This window comes from Streptomyces sp. S.PB5 (genome assembly GCF_030403745.1).
GTDB lineage: Bacteria > Actinomycetota > Actinomycetes > Streptomycetales > Streptomycetaceae > Streptomyces.
Genome location: NZ_JAQMWP010000014.1, coordinates 124,534 through 140,086, shown reverse-complemented (window position 1 = coordinate 140,086; position 15,553 = coordinate 124,534). Strand labels below are relative to the sequence as shown.

The window sequence follows — 15,553 nt, the reverse complement described above, 5'->3', positions numbered from 1 at the left end:
GCGCGCGTGTCCGGTACGACGCCCACGCGCGCGTACCTCGTACGGCCCGTGCCCCGAGCGGCTCGCCCTGCCCGACCGCAGGATGGGTTCATGCCGAACCCTCCCCGCCTGCGCGCCGCTGCCCTGACCGCCTCCGTCGTCCTGATCTGCACTCTGGTGGCGGGCTGCGGCGACGACTCCGAGGACCAGGACGTGACGGCTCAGAAGCTGAGCTGGAAGGACTGCCCGGCCCCGAACGCGGCAGAGGGCGGCGGTGACGCCCCGTCACCTCTGCCGAACGGCGACAAGTGGCAGTGCGCCACCATGAAGGCGCCGCTCGACTGGGACGAGCCCGAGGGCGAGAAGATCGGGCTGGCGCTGATCCGCGCGAAGGCCGACGGTGACGAGAGCAAGCGGATCGGCTCGCTGATCTTCAACTTCGGCGGTCCGGGCGGCTCGGGCGTCACCGCCCTGCCCGCCTTCGGCGAGGACTACGCCAAGCTGCGCACCCGCTACGACCTGGTCAGCTTCGACCCGCGCGGGGTGGGCCGCAGCGCCCCCGTGAAGTGCCTCGACGACCTGCAGCTGGACGCCTTCTACCAACAGGACGCGACCCCCGACACCGCCGCGGAGCGCACCCGGTTCATGGCCGACACCAAGGAGTTCAACGCGGCCTGCGAGGACAACTCCGAGAAGATCCTGCCGCATGTCCGCACCACCGACGCGGCCCGCGACCTGGACCTGATGCGCCAGGTCCTCGGCGATGACCGACTGCACTACTTCGGCATCTCGTACGGCACCGAACTGGGCGGCGTCTACGCCCACTTGTTCCCCAAGAGGGTGGGCCGCGCGGTCTTCGACGCCGTTGTCGACCCGACCGAGGACAGCGAACAGGGCGCCCTCGGCCAGACCAAGGGCTTCCAGCTCGCGCTCGACAACTTCGCCGAGGACTGTGTGTCCCGGACCGAGGACTGCCCCATCGGCGACAGCGCCCAGGACGTGAAGGACCGTATCGCCAAGCTGCTGAAGGATCTCGACAGCGCACCGATTCCCGGCCTCGGCCTGCGCAAGCTGACCCAGACCGCGGCGACCAGCGGGATCGTCCAGTCCCTGTACTCGCAGGACTTCTGGGAGTACCTCACCGAGGGCCTCGATCAGGCGTACGACGGCGACGGCCGGGTGCTGATGGTCCTGGCCGACTCCATGAACGGGCGCAACGAGGACGGTGAGTACAGCAACGTCGGCGCGGCCAACATCGCCGTCAACTGCGCCGACGACAAGCCCCGTTACACCGAGTCCTACGTCCAGCGGAAGCTGCCCGAGTTCCGGTCCGCCTCCCCGGTCTTCGGCGACTACCTGGCCTGGCAGATGATCAGCTGCACCGACTGGGCCGTGGCGGGCGAGGCCGACCACCCGGACGTGAGCGCGGCCGGCTCGGCGCCGATCCTCGTCGTCGGCAACACCGGCGACCCGGCGACACCGTACGAGGGGGCGCGGAAGATGGTGGAGGCGCTCGGCAAGGGCGTCGGCGTCGAGCTCACGTACAAGGGGCAGGGGCACGGCGCGTACGACAGCAAGAACAAATGTGTGCAGAGCGCGGTGAACGGCTATCTGCTGGACGGGAAGGTGCCGACGGCCGGGACCATCTGCTCCTGACCCTGACCCTGCCCCTGACACTTCAAGAAAACTGCAGGTCAGAAGGTTATCCACAGGCATGTCCTGCCGTCGTGTGATCCGCCTACCATGGCATGACCGCCATCCGCGGCACGGTGCGGACGGCTTGCGAGGGGGGATCGCGATGACGCGTTTCGTACGGTGGACGGCTCTGGCCGCCGCCGCGGCACTGCTGGTGGGGGGCTGCAGCGGCGGCTCGTCGGACGATGACAAGGGCGACGGCAAGGGCGACGGGGAGACGAGCGCGACCGGCCCGTCGTCGAATCCCCCCGGCACCCAGGGCGCGGCCGCCCTGCCGGCGTCACTGACCTCGCAGCGGCTCGACTGGGCGGACTGCGAGGGCACGGCGGACTCCCCCGCGCCGAGCAGCGACTGGCAGTGCGCGACGCTCAAGGTGCCGCTGGACTGGTCCGAGCCGGAGGGCCGGACGATCGGCCTGGCGCTGATCCGCTCCGAGGCCCGCGGCGACAAGGACCAGCGCATCGGCTCGCTGCTGTTCAACTTCGGCGGCCCGGGTGGCTCGGGCGTCTCGATGATGCCGCTGTACGGCGCGACGGTCTCCCCGCTGCGCGAGCGGTACGACCTGGTGAGCTGGGACCCGCGCGGCGTCGCCGCCAGCGAGGGCGTCCGCTGCCGCAGCGACAAGGCCATCCAGACCGCCGAATCGGTGGACGCCACCCCGGACACCGCGGCCGAGGAGGCGGCCTACTTCAAGGACGCCACCGACTTCGGCAAAGGCTGCGAGAAGGCGGCCGGCAAGCTGCTGGCGCACGTCTCGACCACCGACACCGCCCGTGACATGGACCTCATGCGCCAGGTGCTGGGCGACTCGAAGATGCACTACTTCGGCATCTCGTACGGCACCGAACTGGGCGGCGTCTACGCCCATCTGTTCCCGGGGAACGTGGGGCGGCTCGTCCTCGACGCGGTCGTCGACCCGAGCGCCGACACGGTGGGGCACGCCGAGAACCAGACCCGGGGCTTCCAGCGAGCGCTCGACGACTATCTGAAGTCCACCGGGCAGGACCCCGAGCAGGGCACACGGAAGATCGCCGACCTGCTGAAGGAACTCGACGCGAACCCGCTGCCCACCGGGACCGACCGGAAGCTGACCCAGACCCTCGCGGTCACCGGCATCGTGCTGCCGCTGTACAGCAAGGCCAGCTGGCCGACCCTGACCAGTGCCCTGGAGGCCGCCGAGCAGGGCGACGGCTCCGAGCTGCTGACGCTGGCCGACGGCTACAACGAGCGGGACACCTCGGGCCACTACGGCACGACGACCCACTCGCAGCGGGTCATATCGTGCTTGGACGACAAGCAGCGGCCCACCGCCGCGGAGACGAAGAAGCTGCTGCCGGCCTTCGAGAAGCTCTCGCCCGTCTTCGGCCCCTTCCTCGGCTGGGACACGGCCGGCTGGTGCCACGACTGGCCGGTGGCCGGACAGTGGGACACCCCGGAGGTGAGCGCACCCGGTGCGCCGCCGGTCCTGGTGGTCGGCAACACCGGCGACCCGGCGACTCCCTACGAAGGCGCCCGGAAGATGGCGGACGAGCTGGGCAAGGGCGTCGGTGTGACGCTCACCTGGAAGGGCGAGGGGCACGGGGCGTACGGCAGCGGGAGCGACTGCGTGGACTCCACGGTGAACGCGTATCTGCTCAGGGGAACGGTGCCGAAGGACGGCAAGGTCTGCTCATGACGACGGCGGGGGCCGCCCCTGTGAGGAGCAGCCCCCGCCGTACGGAGCAGGTCCGGTCAGTAGACCGGCTTGTGCGGCTCGATCTGGTTGACCCAGCCGATCACACCGCCGCCGACGTGCACGGCGTCCGCGAAGCCCGCGGACTTCAGCACGGCGAGGACTTCCGCACTGCGGACACCCGTCTTGCAGTGCAGGACGATCTTCTTGTCCTGCGGGAGGGTCTCCAGGGCGGTGCCCATGAGGAACTCGTTCTTCGGGATCAGCTTGGCGCCCGGGATGGAGACGATCTCGTACTCGTTGATCTCGCGGACGTCGATGATCTCGATGTTCTCGTCGTCGTCGATCCACTCCTTGAGCTGCTTGGGAGTGATCGTCGAGCCGGCGGCCGCCTCCTGGGCCTCCTCGGAGACGACGCCGCAGAAGGCCTCGTAGTCGATGAGCTCGGTGACGGTCGGGTTCTCGCCGCAGACCGCGCAGCCCGGGTCCTTGCGAACCTTGACCTGCCGGTACTGCATCTCCAGGGCGTCGTAGATCATCAGGCGGCCGACGAGGGGCTCACCGGTGCCGGTGAGGACCTTGATGGCCTCGGTGACCTGGATGGAGCCGATGGACGCGCACAGCACGCCCAGGACGCCGCCCTCGGCGCAGGAGGGGACCATGCCCGGCGGCGGGGGCTCCGGGTAGAGGCAGCGGTAGCAGGGGCCGTGCTCGGACCAGAAGACGGAGGCCTGGCCGTCGAAGCGGTAGATCGAACCCCACACGTACGGCTTGTTCAGCAGTACGGCCGCGTCGTTGACCAGGTAGCGGGTCGCGAAGTTGTCGGTGCCGTCGACGATCAGGTCGTACTGGCTGAAGATGTCCATCACGTTGTCGGCCTCGAGCCGCTCCTCGTGAAGGATCACGTTCACGTACGGGTTGATGCCGAGGACGGAGTCACGCGCGGACTCGGCCTTGGAGCGGCCGATGTCTGCCTGGCTGTGGATGATCTGACGCTGCAGGTTCGACTCGTCGACCTCGTCGAACTCCACGATGCCGAGCGTGCCGACGCCCGCCGCGGCCAGGTACATCAGCGCCGGCGAGCCCAGGCCGCCGGCGCCCACACAGAGCACCTTGGCGTTCTTCAGCCGCTTCTGCCCGTCCATCCCGACGTCGGGGATGATCAGGTGGCGGGAGTACCTGCGGACCTCGTCTACGGTGAGCTCGGCAGCGGGCTCGACCAGGGGTGGCAGCGACACGGGGACTCCGTTGGTCGGTCAGTCATTACGGTTGTTCTCCCCGTAACACTGCCATGGCCTTTTTCATTCCGAGACACCCGTCCCGATCCGCGAGACGATTTCGTCCCAGTAACCGGGCATGGTCTCCCAGGGGTCGGTGCGGCCGCCGCGGTCCGTGCGGTCGGTGAAGTAGATGGTCGAGGCGCCCTGCCAGCGGGCGATGCGCAGGGCCTCCTCCAGGTGCGGGCCCGGTACTCCGTGGACGAAGTGGCAGAAGCGGTCGGGCGGGTAGTCGGCGGTCCACTCGGCCACCTGCGACCAGCGGTAGTCGCTCCACGGGCCGGAGAACGTGACCAGCTGGTCGGCGGTCTCGGCGTAACCCGGGTACGGGTGCGTGCCGTGGCCGAGGACCACGTGGGCGTCGTCGCGGATCGCGCGGAGCGTGGTGACCGTGCGGCGGATCTCGGGGAGGGCGGTGCGTTCGGTCGGGCACCGGTCGAGGAGGAAGCCGTCGACCTTGTACCAGTCGATGTAGCGGTGCGCGTCGGAGACCATCTCGCCGAAGCTGCGGGCGCCGTACGTCGCGTCGATGCCGCCGAGCACCCGGATGCCCGCGTTGCGCAGCCGGCCGGCCGCCTCCAGACAGTGCGGGTCGGGGCGGCTGCCGGGGCCGTCGGCGACGTTGAGGACGACCCAGTGCAGCGGGGTGCCGGGTCGGGTGAGCTCGGCCCATTCGGCGGGGGCGACGAGGGGGTGGGCGAAGCCGGGGACACCGAAGCCGGGGTGCAGCTCGATGCCGGGTTTTGTTGTCTTCGTGCTGGTCAGATGCGGCATGCCGCCTCCATCCAGATGTCTGCGAGGGACTCTTCGAGGTTGATGCGCGGGCGCCACCCGAGGCGGTCGCGGGCGGTGCGCACGTCGGCCTGCTGCCAGCTGCCGCAGCCGTCCGGGTACGGGTATGCGACCGGAGCCGCGTGGTCTGGTTCGGAGCGGGGGTGGCCGATGGATGGGCGCAGGGGGCCGGGAGGGCCGTCGAGTTCATGGAGGGCGCCGCCGTATCCGGCCACGCGCGCCAGGACGGCGGCGGCGTCGCGGAGGCGGACCGCCCTGCCGGAGCCGATGTTGATGACGCCCTGGGCGGCGGAGAGGCTGGCGGCGTGCACGGCGCGGGCGACGTCCCGGACGTCGACGAAGTCGCGCTGGGCGCCGAGGCCGGCGAGCTTGAGCTCACCGTCACCGGACTGCATGGCTCGGCGCATGGCTTCGGCGAGGCGGCCGAGGGGGGATCCTGCGGGGGTGCCGGGGCCTGCGGGGCTGAAGACGCGGAGGACGACTGCGTCGAGGCCGGAGCCCAGGACGAGTTCGGTGGCGGCGAGTTTGCTGACGCCGTACGGGCCGCCGGGGCGGGGGACGGCGTCCTCCGCTGTCGAGGAGCCCGGCTGGCTGGGGCCGTATTCGGCGCCGCAGCCGATCTGGACGAGCCTTGCTCCGCAGCCGCTGCGGCGGAGGGCTTCGCAGACGGTGGCCACCGCGACCGTGTTGTGGCGGGTGAGTTCGCGGGCGCCGCCTCTTGTGGCGCCGGCGCAGTTGATGACCACGCCGGGGTGGACCGCGTCGAGGAAGCGGGTGAGTGCGCCGGGGCTGCCGGACGCGAGGTCGAAGCGGACGTCCGCGTCGTCGCCGCGGCCGAGAGCGGTGAGCTGGACGGCCGGGTCGGCGAGCAGGCGGTCGGCCACGAAGCGGCCGATGTAGCCGTTGGCTCCGATCAGCAGGACTCTCATCGTGCGGCTCCCGGGGCCTCGTCGTCGGGGCGGGAGGTGTTCATGCGGTGCGCTCCTTTGTGGAGGGGGTTGCGTGGTGCCGTCGGCGGTTGAGCGGGATGCGGGGTGCCTGCGGCGGCCTGTGCGGCTGGGCGGGGGTGCGTGCAACGCCTGGTCCGCCTGGTCGTTCGTCGTGGGGCGCCGTTCGCGGGGGCCCTCGGCGCTTCTCGCCGCGTCACCATGGCTGGTCCGTGACGGGGGCGTGGGCTGACGCCCTCGTCAGCCTGCGCGTGGCGTGCAGGAGCAGGACCGCGGCTCCTGCTCCGCAGGCGAGCGTCGGGATGCTGCCCGCGCCCCAAGCCGCTACGACGGTTTCGACCGGGGCGGCCAGGAAGTCGCAGCCCGGGAGGCGGGACGTGAAGACCGCGGCGAGGGCGGTCAGCTCGGTCGCGGCCGTGGCCGTGAGGACCAGGGCCGGCGCGTGGGTGAAGCCGTGGGTCGTGAGGAGGCGGCCCAGAAACAGGAGGGCGCCGAGGGTGACGGTCTGGGCGTAGGGGGCGGGGGTGGACAACACCGCGCCGGTCAGCGTCAGCAGGGATGCCAGGGCGCAGAGGTAGAGGGCGACTGCGCCCAGGAGGAGGGGGAGCACGGAGGACGTGAAGTCCTCCAGCCCTCGGCTGAGGCTGAGCTTGCGGCGGGCTCCCGCGGTGAGAAGGCGGGCCGTCCAGGCCGCGGGGGCGCACGAGAGGGTGAGGGCCAGGACCGTGGCGGTCGTCAGGGGCCAGGGGCCGTCCTGGGCGCCTGTGGGCAGGGCGTCGGGGCCGCCGCTGACGGCCGCTTGGAGGAGGCCGTCGCCCAGGAGGGCGTAGGCGGCCAGCCAGCAGGTCAGGGTGACGGTGCGGGGCGGGGTGTGGTGTGTCGTGCGCAGAGGGCCTCGCGCCAGGGCCGCGCGCAGGGACAGGGCCACCGCGAGGGTGCCCACGACCGCTGCGATCAGGCGTGGCTGGCCGGTGGTGAGGCGGAGGCCGGCCACGGTGGCGGCGCACAGGGCGCCCGGGAGGAGGGTGAGCAGCAGCCAGTCGGCGCTCACGCGGGGCGCCGCGGGGGGTGGGGCGAGGGAAGGGGTTTCGGCGTCTCGCGGTACGCGCGCGTACATCTCCTCTGCGAGGGAGAAGACGTCCCGGTGGCGGAAGCGGGTGGCGGTGCGGTCGGTGACCCCGTGGGCCTCCAGGCCGGCCGCGATCTCCAGCGGGTCCACGGCTCTTTCGCACAGGTCGCGGTGGCGGTGCATCAGGGCCTTCACCGGGTCCGCGGCGGTGCGGCGAGCCGTCGTGGCGGTGGTCGTCTGGTGCTGCTGTCTGCGGGACGAGGATGCCTTGGAGGCAGTGGGGCGGGGACGTGCGGCGGGCGGTTCTTCCAGGCCGCCCGTGGCTTCCACGCCCTTGCCGCCGGACGGCTCGGTCGCTGCATCGTCACGGCCGTACGGCTCGATCTCCGCACCCTCACCGCCGGACGGCTCGCTCTCCGCGCCCTCGACACCGGACGGCTCGCTCTCCGCGTCCCCACCGCCGTACGCCTCGCTCTCCGCGCCCTCCCCCTCCAGCCATTCCTCCGACCGCTCGTCCCAGGGGCCGGGGCTGTTCGGGGTGCCGGGGCGGTCCAGTTCGCCCAGGTCGGTCATCGGGCTCCCTCCGGGGCGGGCAGGGGGGTGTTGGCGCGGACCGGGGGGCCCGCTGCCCAGCCGGGGCCGCCTCGGGCGACGACGCGGGCGCCGGTGTCCGTCCAACGGCCGGGGAGGTGGGCCTCGGCCGGGACGGCGAAGGGGAGGGGCTCGCCGGTGGTGTCGTCCAGGACGACCCGGCGGACCGGGTGCCGGGAGACGATCTCCAGGTAAATGCCGTGAAATGCCGTGATGTTCTGTTCGACGGTGAACAGCTCGAGCGCACGGGCGCGTGCGGCGGCGCCCAGGCGCTCACGGCGCTCGGGGTCGCGCAGCAGCGCCACGCACGCCTCGGCGAGCGCCCGCGGATTGCGCGGGGGTACGACGAGCCCGGTGCCGCCGATGACCTCCACGACCGCGCCGACGTCGGTCGAGACGGTCGCGCGGCCGCAGAACATGGCCTCGACCAGGCTGAGCGGGAAGCCCTCGACGACGCTGGAGAGGACGGTGACGGCGCCCGACGCGTACGCCTCGGCGAGTGTCGGGACCTCCGGGCCGCCGATCTCCTCGAAGGAGACCGGGTTGTCGCCGACGGCGTGCAGGCCGTCGGCCTCGTCCGGGAAGAGCTGTGCGGCCAGTGCCTTGCAGTGGCCGAGGTAGGCGGCGCCCTCGGGGCCCGTGGGGGCGCCGATGACGCGCAGTCGGGTCTTCGGCTCCTCCTTGCGGATCTCCGCGAAGGCGTGCAGCAACGAGATCAGGTCCTTGGTCGGCTCCACCCGCCCGACCCAGACCAGGGTGTCCGGGTCCGCGCACTCCGGGGACTCGCCGACCTCCGCGAAGTGGGTGGCGTCCATGCCCGGGTAGACCGTGCGGATCTTCTCGCGGTCGGCGCCGCAGCGTTCCTGCCAGCGGCGGGCGTGGGCGTTGCCGGGCGTGACGAGCGCGGCCTTGCGGTAGATCTCGGTGGCGAGCCGGCCGTGGAAGGCGGCGAGGAGGGAGCGGACCGGGGGCGCGGCCTCCGTGGCGGAGAGGTAGTGCGTGCGCAGTTGTACGCCGTACTCCGTCACCAGGAGGGGGACGCCCGCGAAGTGCCGCGTCAGCAGACCGGGCAGGGCGGCCGGGCCGCCGGAGGCCGCGTGGCACAGGTCGACCGAGCCGAGGCCGTCGTCCTCGTACCAGTCGAGGGACAGGGGGCGCAGGGCGCGTTCCAGGTGTCCGGCGACGGCGAGCAGGTCGGGCACGCGCGCCTCACGCGCGGTGCGCGGGGCGCCCGGCGCGCGACAGGCGCGTTCGAGGGCGCGTACGGCGGTCTCGGAGCGGAGCGCCCCGACCAGCCCGCCCTCGTCGCGGGCGAGTTCGGCGAGGCCGTACAGCGCATTGGCGAAACGGTCCGCCTCAGCGGTGGACGACCCCTCGGAGGGGCCCGCGCAGAGGACGGCCGCCAGCTCGCCGTAGCACTCGGCGAACCGTCGGCGTGCGCGGCGCCCGTATCCGACGCCGTCGTCCTCGGCCGTCCACAGCGGCGCCGTACGCACGCGGCTGACCTGCGGCGGGAGCGGGACCCAGCCCTCGTCCTCCTGACGCTCGCTGCGGCTGAGCGCGTAGATGTCGAACTCATGCTGCTCGAGCCCGCGCACGAGCCGGTCGCACCAGAGCCTGGCGTCACCGCTCACATACGGATAGCCACCCTCCGTAAGCAGTCCGATGCGCACGAGCGCACCCCCGATCTCCCGTATGGGGAGCCGCCGTTGGTCCGGCGGCTCGCAGCGGGACGAACGTATGCGGACAAGGCGGTGGCGCGACGGACGGTTGTCCATCGCGCCACCAAAAGGGGTGAACGGTCGTAACTTTCCCGTGCGGGTCGCGTTCGATCGCGCTAAGAGATCAAGCAGTTACGTTACGTCAGACAGCGGCCGGTTCCCGACGTGCGGCTCTGCGCCTCGCGGCCGCTTCGGGATCGAGTGCCGGTACGGCGGCCAGGAGCTGCTTGGTGTACGGGTCCCGGGGGGTGTCGTACACCTCGTCGGCGGGGCCCGATTCGACGATCCGGCCGCGCCGCATCACGGCCACCCGGTCGCTGACCTGGCGCACCACGGCGAGGTCGTGCGCGACGAAGACGAGCGCGAGCCCCAGTTCGCGCTGCAACTCGCCCAGCAGGGCGACCACCTGGGCCTGGGTCGTCACGTCGAGGGCGGTGGTGGGCTCGTCGGCGATCAGGAGGTCCGGTTCGCAGGCGAGCGCCCTGGCGATGAGCGCCCGCCGGCGCATGCCGCCGCTGAACTCGTGCACGCGGTACACCTCGGCGATCTGGTCGCCGATCGCGTAGTACGGGTCGAGGGACGACAACGGGCCCTGGAAGACCATCGCGGCCTTTCCGCCGCGCAGCCGCCGCAGTTCCTCGTCCGACGCCGCCGGCACGTCTCTGCGCATGTCAACGCGCCACAAGCGGGCCACAGGAGAGGCGCCCGTCAACTCCCGGGGTACGCCCAGGGGTTGGCCTTGCAGGTGATCCCGTTGTAGGTCAGGAACTTGGTCTGCTGCTGCATGACCGGGGCGAGCTCGCCGTCCTTGTCGCAGGTCACGTGGTGGAAGCCGAGCCGGTGGCCGACCTCGTGGTTGATCAGCATCTGCCGGTAGGCGTGAATTTGATCACCGTAGGTCTTGGACCCCTGCGCCCATCGATAGGCGTTGATCATCACGCGCTCGGTGGAGAGCGAATCGCAGGACACGTTGTCCACGGTCGTGTCCAGACCGGACTTCGCGCACCACTCCGCGGTCGTCCCCGGACTGGCCAGCGTGATCACGAAATCGGGCTTGCCGGAGTAGATCCGCTCAAAGGTACGGGCGCCGTTGTGCGCCCAGCTCCGGTCGTCGTTGAGCGTCTTGTGCACGGCCTCGGCGAACAGCTCCCCGTCGAGCCCGAGCCCCTGCTCCACATCCACGCGATAGGTGAACTTCTGCCCCGTACCGGGTGCCTTGTCGACCCCCTTGACCGCGTCGAACCTCCCCGACCCGTCGAGCTTCGCACTGAGCGCGTACTTCCGCCCCATCGCCTGCTCGTACGTCAACGTCACCGCGCTCGGAGCCGCGGACGGCGCCGGCCGCCCGTCCGACCGCGAGGCCCAATCCCGCGCGTCCCGCGCCTGATCGGTCGCCGACTGCGGCTGTACGGCGCTGTCGTCCCGCCCGTCGGTGACCTGCCCGGCGACCACGACGGCCAGCACGGTGGTGACGGCTGCGGCCGCGATCCCGGTGAACGTCCGCCCCTTGCCGCCGTTCTGCTGCCCGGCCGCACCGGCGGGCGGCGCGTCCTCGTCGACGTCGTCGGTACGGGGCTCCGGCACGGTCCGCCAGTCGGTGACCGAGGCGTACGGGTCCTCGGCCCCCCGCGGAGAGCCGGGTCCGCGGGGAGACCGCGGCGCGAAGACGTCCTGCTCCTCGAAGGCGTCGAGATAGTCCTGCCGAGGGCTCGCGGCCCCCGCCTGCCGGGCTCCTCCAGGAGGCGGCGCCTGCCGCTGCCGCGGTATGGCCACACCGGGCGGCGCACCGGTCACGCCGTACGCCCCCAACTCACCCCACGCACCACCGGTTTCCCGCTGCTCGGGGTGCCCACCACGAACCCGGGGAGTGCCGTGCGCGGGGGTGCCGTCGGAGAACCGCGGCACACCGTGCGCGGGCGTGCCGTCAGGGAACCGCGGCACACCCTGGGCGGGCGTACCGTCGGGCAGCCGCGGAACCCCACGAGCCGGAGTCCCGTCGGCGAACCTCGGCACCCCACGAGCCGGCGTCCCGTCAGGAAGCCGCGGCACCCCACGAGCGGGCGTGCCTTCGGCGAACCTCGGCACACCCTGGGCAGGCGTCCCGTCGGGCAAGCGGGGAACCCCTCGTGCAGGCGTCCCGTCCCCGATGCGCGGCACCCCCTGCGCGGGAGTCCGGTCGGCGAACCCGGGCGCCCCTTGCGCCGGAGTCCCACCGAACCCGGGACCCCCCGCCGGAGTCCCACCGAACCCAGGCCCCTGCGCCGGCGCCGGCCCCGCGCCCGGGATCCTCCGGGCGCCCTGCGGAACCGCCCGATAGACCGGGTCCCCGTACACCGAAGGCCCGCCCGGGGCCGGCATCCCCTGCCGCGGCGAAGCGGCGCCCTGCTGTGGACCTGCAGCTCCTCGCTGAGGCGCGGCGGCACCCTGAGGCGCCGCAGTGCCCTCGGCACCCCGGTCAGCTCGTCTTGCAGTTATGTCCGCGGGGTCGCTCTTGGGAGCAGGCCCACGGCGGCGACTGTGTCGTCCCACCCCGCCCCTCAGCTCCCCGCGCCGGCGGCCTCGGCCGCACCGTCGGACGCACCCGCGAACGAGGACCCGACCACACGCTCGGCCTCGGACACGGCCGCCCCGGCCCCCGCGGACGCACCACCGGAAACACCCGCGCCCCCGGTGCCTGCACCGGCACCGGAGGTCTCCGCCGAGAACTCCCGGAACGCCCGGGACACCGTCTCCGGGTACTCCATCATCGCCACGTGCCCCGCGTCGGGCAGGCTCAGCAGCCGGGAGTCGCGGAAGGACCTGACCGCCTTGCGTGCCATGCGGTACCCCACGAGCTGGTCGCGGCCGCCGTAGACCAGAAGCGTCGGGGCGAGGACGCGCTCGGCCTGGCGCCAGAGCGCGTGCTGCCCGCCCAGGGTGTACGCGTTGACCAGCCCGCGCGCGGACCGTGTCATCGCGTCCCAGAAGTACGGCAGTTGCTGCCGGCGCTCCATCTCCTCGACGGCGTGCCGGAACCCTTCCGGCGACACCCGCGAGGGATCGCCGTAGCAGAGCGCCATGACCCCGCTGACCCGCTGCTCGGCCGTCCAGTCGCGGCTCAGCCGGGTGAACAGCGCGGCCACGCCCGGCACCGCCAGCAACGCGGTGGGCACGGCGCTGCGCTGCACGCGGATCTCGGGGAGGGCCGGCGACACAAGGGTGAGCGTGCGCACGAGGTCGGGCCGGACCGCGGCCACGCGCGTGGAGACCGCGCCGCCGAGGGAGTTGCCGAAGAGGTGCACGGGCCCGCGGCCGGAGGCGTCCAGATAACGGATCACCGCACGCGCGTGTGCGGTGATGGAGTAGTCGCCGTCGTCCGGCGGTGGCGAGTCCCCGAAGCCCGGCAGATCGACGGCCTCACCGTCCAGATCGCCTTCGAGCTCCTGCATCAGCACCGACCAGTTCTGCGAGGAGCCGCCGAGGCCATGGACATAGAGGGCGGGCGGCAGTCCCTCGCGCGCGGGCGGTCTCGACCGGACCGACAGGGTGATCCCGGGCAGTCCCACCGACCTGAGCCGCTCACCCTCCGCCACCCGCACAGGAGTCACCTTCGGGAGCACATTGGCGGCCGGCACGGATGGCAACTCGGTCGAAGACATGCGGCAATGTTACGAGACGATCACGCAGTGATTCATGTGTTCGCCGTCACAGAGAGCACGCGGATCGCATGGCGTCCGAATCGTGTGTCTCCTAGGCTCGTACGCAGGGCACCCGAAACGTGGCCCCCTGTGTAAGTCAGGGACGTTCTAGGAAGGGAGCCCGCCATGGCCTACGACCCCAGCGACCCCGACACCTTCGAGGAGGGCGACGGTGACGTCGAACTCGACGTCGAGGCCCCCGAGGGCGACGCCGCCGAGCAGCAGAAGGATGTCTCCCAGGAGCGCGACGACCCGCTGACCGGCGTTGACCCCGACCGGGCCAACGAGGCCGATCTCATCGAACAGGCCCGCGTCGTGCAGATCGACGAGGACGACTATCGGTGACCGCGCGGGCGGCATCTCCGAGCGGGAGCGCGACACCCGCTGCCCGCTAGGTACCTCTTTGAAACCTTCGCGTGGCTTTCGTCACCGTCCGGGACGTGAAATTCTGCGCTCGCACCGCGCACACCACGGTTACCGAAAAGTACGATGGCGGCGCGGCGCACACCGCACGTGGACGACTTATGGGAGGCGGCGTGACAGCCATCGAGCAGACAGAGGCGGCACGCCCTCGAGGTACGCGCCTGCCGCGCCGTGCCCGACGGAATCAGCTGCTGGGCGCCGCACAGGAAGTGTTCGTGGCGCAGGGCTACCACGCGGCCGCGATGGACGACATCGCCGAGCGCGCCGGCGTCAGCAAGCCGGTGCTCTACCAGCACTTCCCTGGCAAGCTCGACCTCTATCTCGCCCTGCTGGACCAGCACTGCGAGTCCCTGATCCAGGCCGTACGCGCCGCGCTCGCGTCCACGACGGACAACAAGCAGCGCGTCCGGGCGACCATGGACGCCTACTTCGCGTACGTCGAGGACGACGGCGGCGCCTTCCGTCTCGTCTTCGAGTCGGACCTGACCAACGAGCCCGCGGTCCGCGAGCGCGTGGACAAGGTCACGAACGAGTGCGCCGAGGCGATCTGCGACGTCATCGCAGAGGACACCGGCCTCTCGCGCGCCGAGTCCATGCTGCTGGCCTCCGGTCTCGGCGGCCTCGCCCAGGTCGTGGCCCGCTCCTGGCTGCACAGCGACCGCAGCGTCCCGCGCGACCAGGCGGTCCAGCTGCTGACGTCCCTGGCATGGCGGGGCATCGCCGGTTTCCCGCTGCACGGCATCGACCACCACTGACCCGACCCGGGCGGGGACTTTTGTTCCCGCCCGGTGTTCGCTCCTGGCGTTCTTGAGCGGAGCGTGTACGTCCCCTCACCGGGCTAATGTGTGCTGGGTACGGCGCGGAAGGTCGCGCACTTCACTGACCGTCGGAGGGACATAGCCGTGGAGGTCAAGATCGGCGTGCAGCACGCGCCCCGCGAGATCGTTCTGGAGAGCGGTCAGAGTGCCGAGGAGGTCGAGCGTGCCGTCTCCGAGGCGCTGGCCGGGAAGTCGGCGCTGCTGAGCCTCGTGGACGAGCACGGCCGTAAGGTCCTCGTTCCGGCGGACCGCCTGGCCTACGTGGAGCTCGGCGAGCCGGCCCCGCGCAAGGTGGGCTTCGGCGCGCTGTAGGCGGACGCACACGGAAGGGCCCGGCGACCTGAGGTCGCCGGGCCCTTCTGCTGTCGTCGGCAAGATTTTTTCTCCACATATGGAGCACAGGTCACACACAGAGGAGGATTGCATTCCGCAGGTCACGGGTATGACGGGCTACGACCGTGATACGCAGCGTGGCCACGTGGGAGGGACCCCCAATGATGTTGCTGGAAGCGCTCGGCTCCGCTCTGCTCGGTCTCGCCTTGGCCGCTGTGGCCGCACACCGGCTGGCCCACCGCCTGCCCGCCCGCTCCCTGGTCTTCGCGACGGGAGTGACCGGAGCCCTGTTCGGCGCCTTCCTGACCCACAGCGCCCTGGGCGCGGGCAACGTCCTGCTCACATTGATCGGCGCGACGGTCGTCTCGGTGGCGTCCCTGTCCCTGCTGCTCCGCCCGGCGGGAAGACTGCGCCGTAGGTCGGCCCCGGCGTAGGGCTTGAACTTCTGACCCCGTTGCGGGACGCGCCCCGTCAGGGGCGCGGGGCTGTGTCGATCTGCGGCACCGCCGCGTGGGCGCGACCAGCTCCCACGCACCCGCAGCCGCGACACAGCCGAAGC

At 71.7% G+C, this 15,553-nt stretch carries 13 protein-coding genes and 1 pseudogene; 6 read left to right on the top strand and 8 right to left on the bottom strand.

Features of this window, described 5'->3' with window-relative positions:
• Positions 1-90 precede the first annotated feature (90 nt).
• Complete coding sequence (locus PH203_RS32690) at positions 91-1,635, top strand: alpha/beta fold hydrolase (RefSeq protein ID WP_289924717.1); 1,545 nt, start codon at positions 91-93, stop codon at positions 1,633-1,635.
• Positions 1,636-1,777: 142 nt separating this feature from the next.
• Complete coding sequence (locus PH203_RS32685; RefSeq protein ID WP_289924716.1) at positions 1,778-3,349, top strand: alpha/beta hydrolase; 1,572 nt, start codon at positions 1,778-1,780, stop codon at positions 3,347-3,349.
• A 56-nt stretch (positions 3,350-3,405) separates the two neighbouring features.
• Here the strand turns inward: PH203_RS32685 and moeZ are convergent, their stop codons facing one another.
• The 8 genes and pseudogenes from moeZ to PH203_RS32645 all read right to left on the bottom strand — a co-directional run bounded on the left by moeZ (position 3,406) and on the right by PH203_RS32645 (position 13,381).
• Positions 3,406-4,584 carry an adenylyltransferase/sulfurtransferase MoeZ gene (gene moeZ / locus PH203_RS32680; protein ID WP_289924714.1) on the bottom strand — a complete coding sequence of 393 codons (1,179 nt, stop codon included), beginning with the start codon at positions 4,582-4,584 and terminating at the stop codon, positions 3,406-3,408.
• 63 nt (positions 4,585-4,647) lie between these two features.
• Positions 4,648-5,397, bottom strand: coding sequence for a spherulation-specific family 4 protein (locus tag PH203_RS32675; RefSeq protein ID WP_289924713.1), 750 nt, complete (start codon positions 5,395-5,397; stop codon positions 4,648-4,650).
• The gene (locus tag PH203_RS32670; protein ID WP_289924710.1) at positions 5,385-6,344 is read right to left on the bottom strand and encodes an NAD-dependent epimerase/dehydratase family protein; all 960 of its coding nucleotides are present in this window, start codon (positions 6,342-6,344) and stop codon (positions 5,385-5,387) included. Before PH203_RS32670 ends, PH203_RS32675 begins: the two co-directional genes overlap by 13 nt.
• Before the next feature lie 214 nt (positions 6,345-6,558).
• Complete coding sequence (locus PH203_RS32665; protein ID WP_289924709.1) at positions 6,559-8,004, bottom strand: hypothetical protein; 1,446 nt, start codon at positions 8,002-8,004, stop codon at positions 6,559-6,561.
• Positions 8,001-9,695 carry a DUF3492 domain-containing protein gene (locus PH203_RS32660; RefSeq protein WP_289924708.1) on the bottom strand — a complete coding sequence of 565 codons (1,695 nt, stop codon included), beginning with the start codon at positions 9,693-9,695 and terminating at the stop codon, positions 8,001-8,003. The genes PH203_RS32665 and PH203_RS32660 overlap by 4 nt, the downstream gene beginning before the upstream one ends.
• A gap of 190 nt (positions 9,696-9,885) precedes the next feature.
• Positions 9,886-10,347 (bottom strand): annotated as a pseudogene (locus tag PH203_RS32655) (ATP-binding cassette domain-containing protein); the annotation flags it as partial.
• A 104-nt stretch (positions 10,348-10,451) separates the two neighbouring features.
• The gene (locus PH203_RS32650) at positions 10,452-11,792 is read right to left on the bottom strand and encodes a DUF3152 domain-containing protein (RefSeq protein ID WP_289924706.1); all 1,341 of its coding nucleotides are present in this window, start codon (positions 11,790-11,792) and stop codon (positions 10,452-10,454) included.
• A 488-nt stretch (positions 11,793-12,280) separates the two neighbouring features.
• Entirely contained in the window at positions 12,281-13,381 is a 1,101-nt protein-coding gene (locus PH203_RS32645) for an alpha/beta hydrolase (protein WP_289924704.1), read from the bottom strand.
• Positions 13,382-13,546: 165 nt separating this feature from the next.
• Here PH203_RS32645 and PH203_RS32640 point away from each other — a divergent pair, with 165 nt between their 5' ends.
• The 4 genes from PH203_RS32640 to PH203_RS32625 all read left to right on the top strand — a co-directional run bounded on the left by PH203_RS32640 (position 13,547) and on the right by PH203_RS32625 (position 15,428).
• Complete coding sequence (locus PH203_RS32640; protein WP_289924703.1) at positions 13,547-13,765, top strand: hypothetical protein; 219 nt, start codon at positions 13,547-13,549, stop codon at positions 13,763-13,765.
• Positions 13,766-13,956: 191 nt separating this feature from the next.
• Positions 13,957-14,598 (top strand): TetR/AcrR family transcriptional regulator, encoded by a 642-nt coding sequence (locus tag PH203_RS32635; RefSeq protein ID WP_289924701.1) that lies wholly within the window; start codon positions 13,957-13,959, stop codon positions 14,596-14,598.
• 147 nt (positions 14,599-14,745) lie between these two features.
• On the top strand, positions 14,746-14,973 hold the full coding sequence (locus PH203_RS32630; protein ID WP_037674258.1) for a DUF3107 domain-containing protein: 228 nt from the start codon (positions 14,746-14,748) through the stop codon (positions 14,971-14,973).
• A 185-nt stretch (positions 14,974-15,158) separates the two neighbouring features.
• Entirely contained in the window at positions 15,159-15,428 is a 270-nt protein-coding gene (locus PH203_RS32625) for a hypothetical protein (RefSeq protein ID WP_289924944.1), read from the top strand.
• Positions 15,429-15,553 lie beyond the last annotated feature (125 nt).

Excerpts from the sequence above, each read along its gene's own strand:
- PH203_RS32690 (WP_289924717.1), top strand. The coding sequence starts at position 91 with ATGCCGAACCCTCCCCGCCTGCGCGCCGCTGCCCTGACCGCCTCCGTC.
- PH203_RS32685 (WP_289924716.1), top strand. The coding sequence starts at position 1,778 with ATGACGCGTTTCGTACGGTGGACGGCTCTGGCCGCCGCCGCGGCACTG.
- PH203_RS32675 (WP_289924713.1), bottom strand. The coding sequence starts at position 5,397 with ATGCCGCATCTGACCAGCACGAAGACAACAAAACCCGGCATCGAGCTG.
- PH203_RS32670 (WP_289924710.1), bottom strand. The coding sequence starts at position 6,344 with ATGAGAGTCCTGCTGATCGGAGCCAACGGCTACATCGGCCGCTTCGTG.
- PH203_RS32665 (WP_289924709.1), bottom strand. The coding sequence starts at position 8,004 with ATGACCGACCTGGGCGAACTGGACCGCCCCGGCACCCCGAACAGCCCC.
- PH203_RS32645 (WP_289924704.1), bottom strand. The coding sequence starts at position 13,381 with ATGTCTTCGACCGAGTTGCCATCCGTGCCGGCCGCCAATGTGCTCCCG.
- PH203_RS32640 (WP_289924703.1), top strand. The coding sequence starts at position 13,547 with ATGGCCTACGACCCCAGCGACCCCGACACCTTCGAGGAGGGCGACGGT.
- PH203_RS32625 (WP_289924944.1), top strand. The coding sequence starts at position 15,159 with ATGTTGCTGGAAGCGCTCGGCTCCGCTCTGCTCGGTCTCGCCTTGGCC.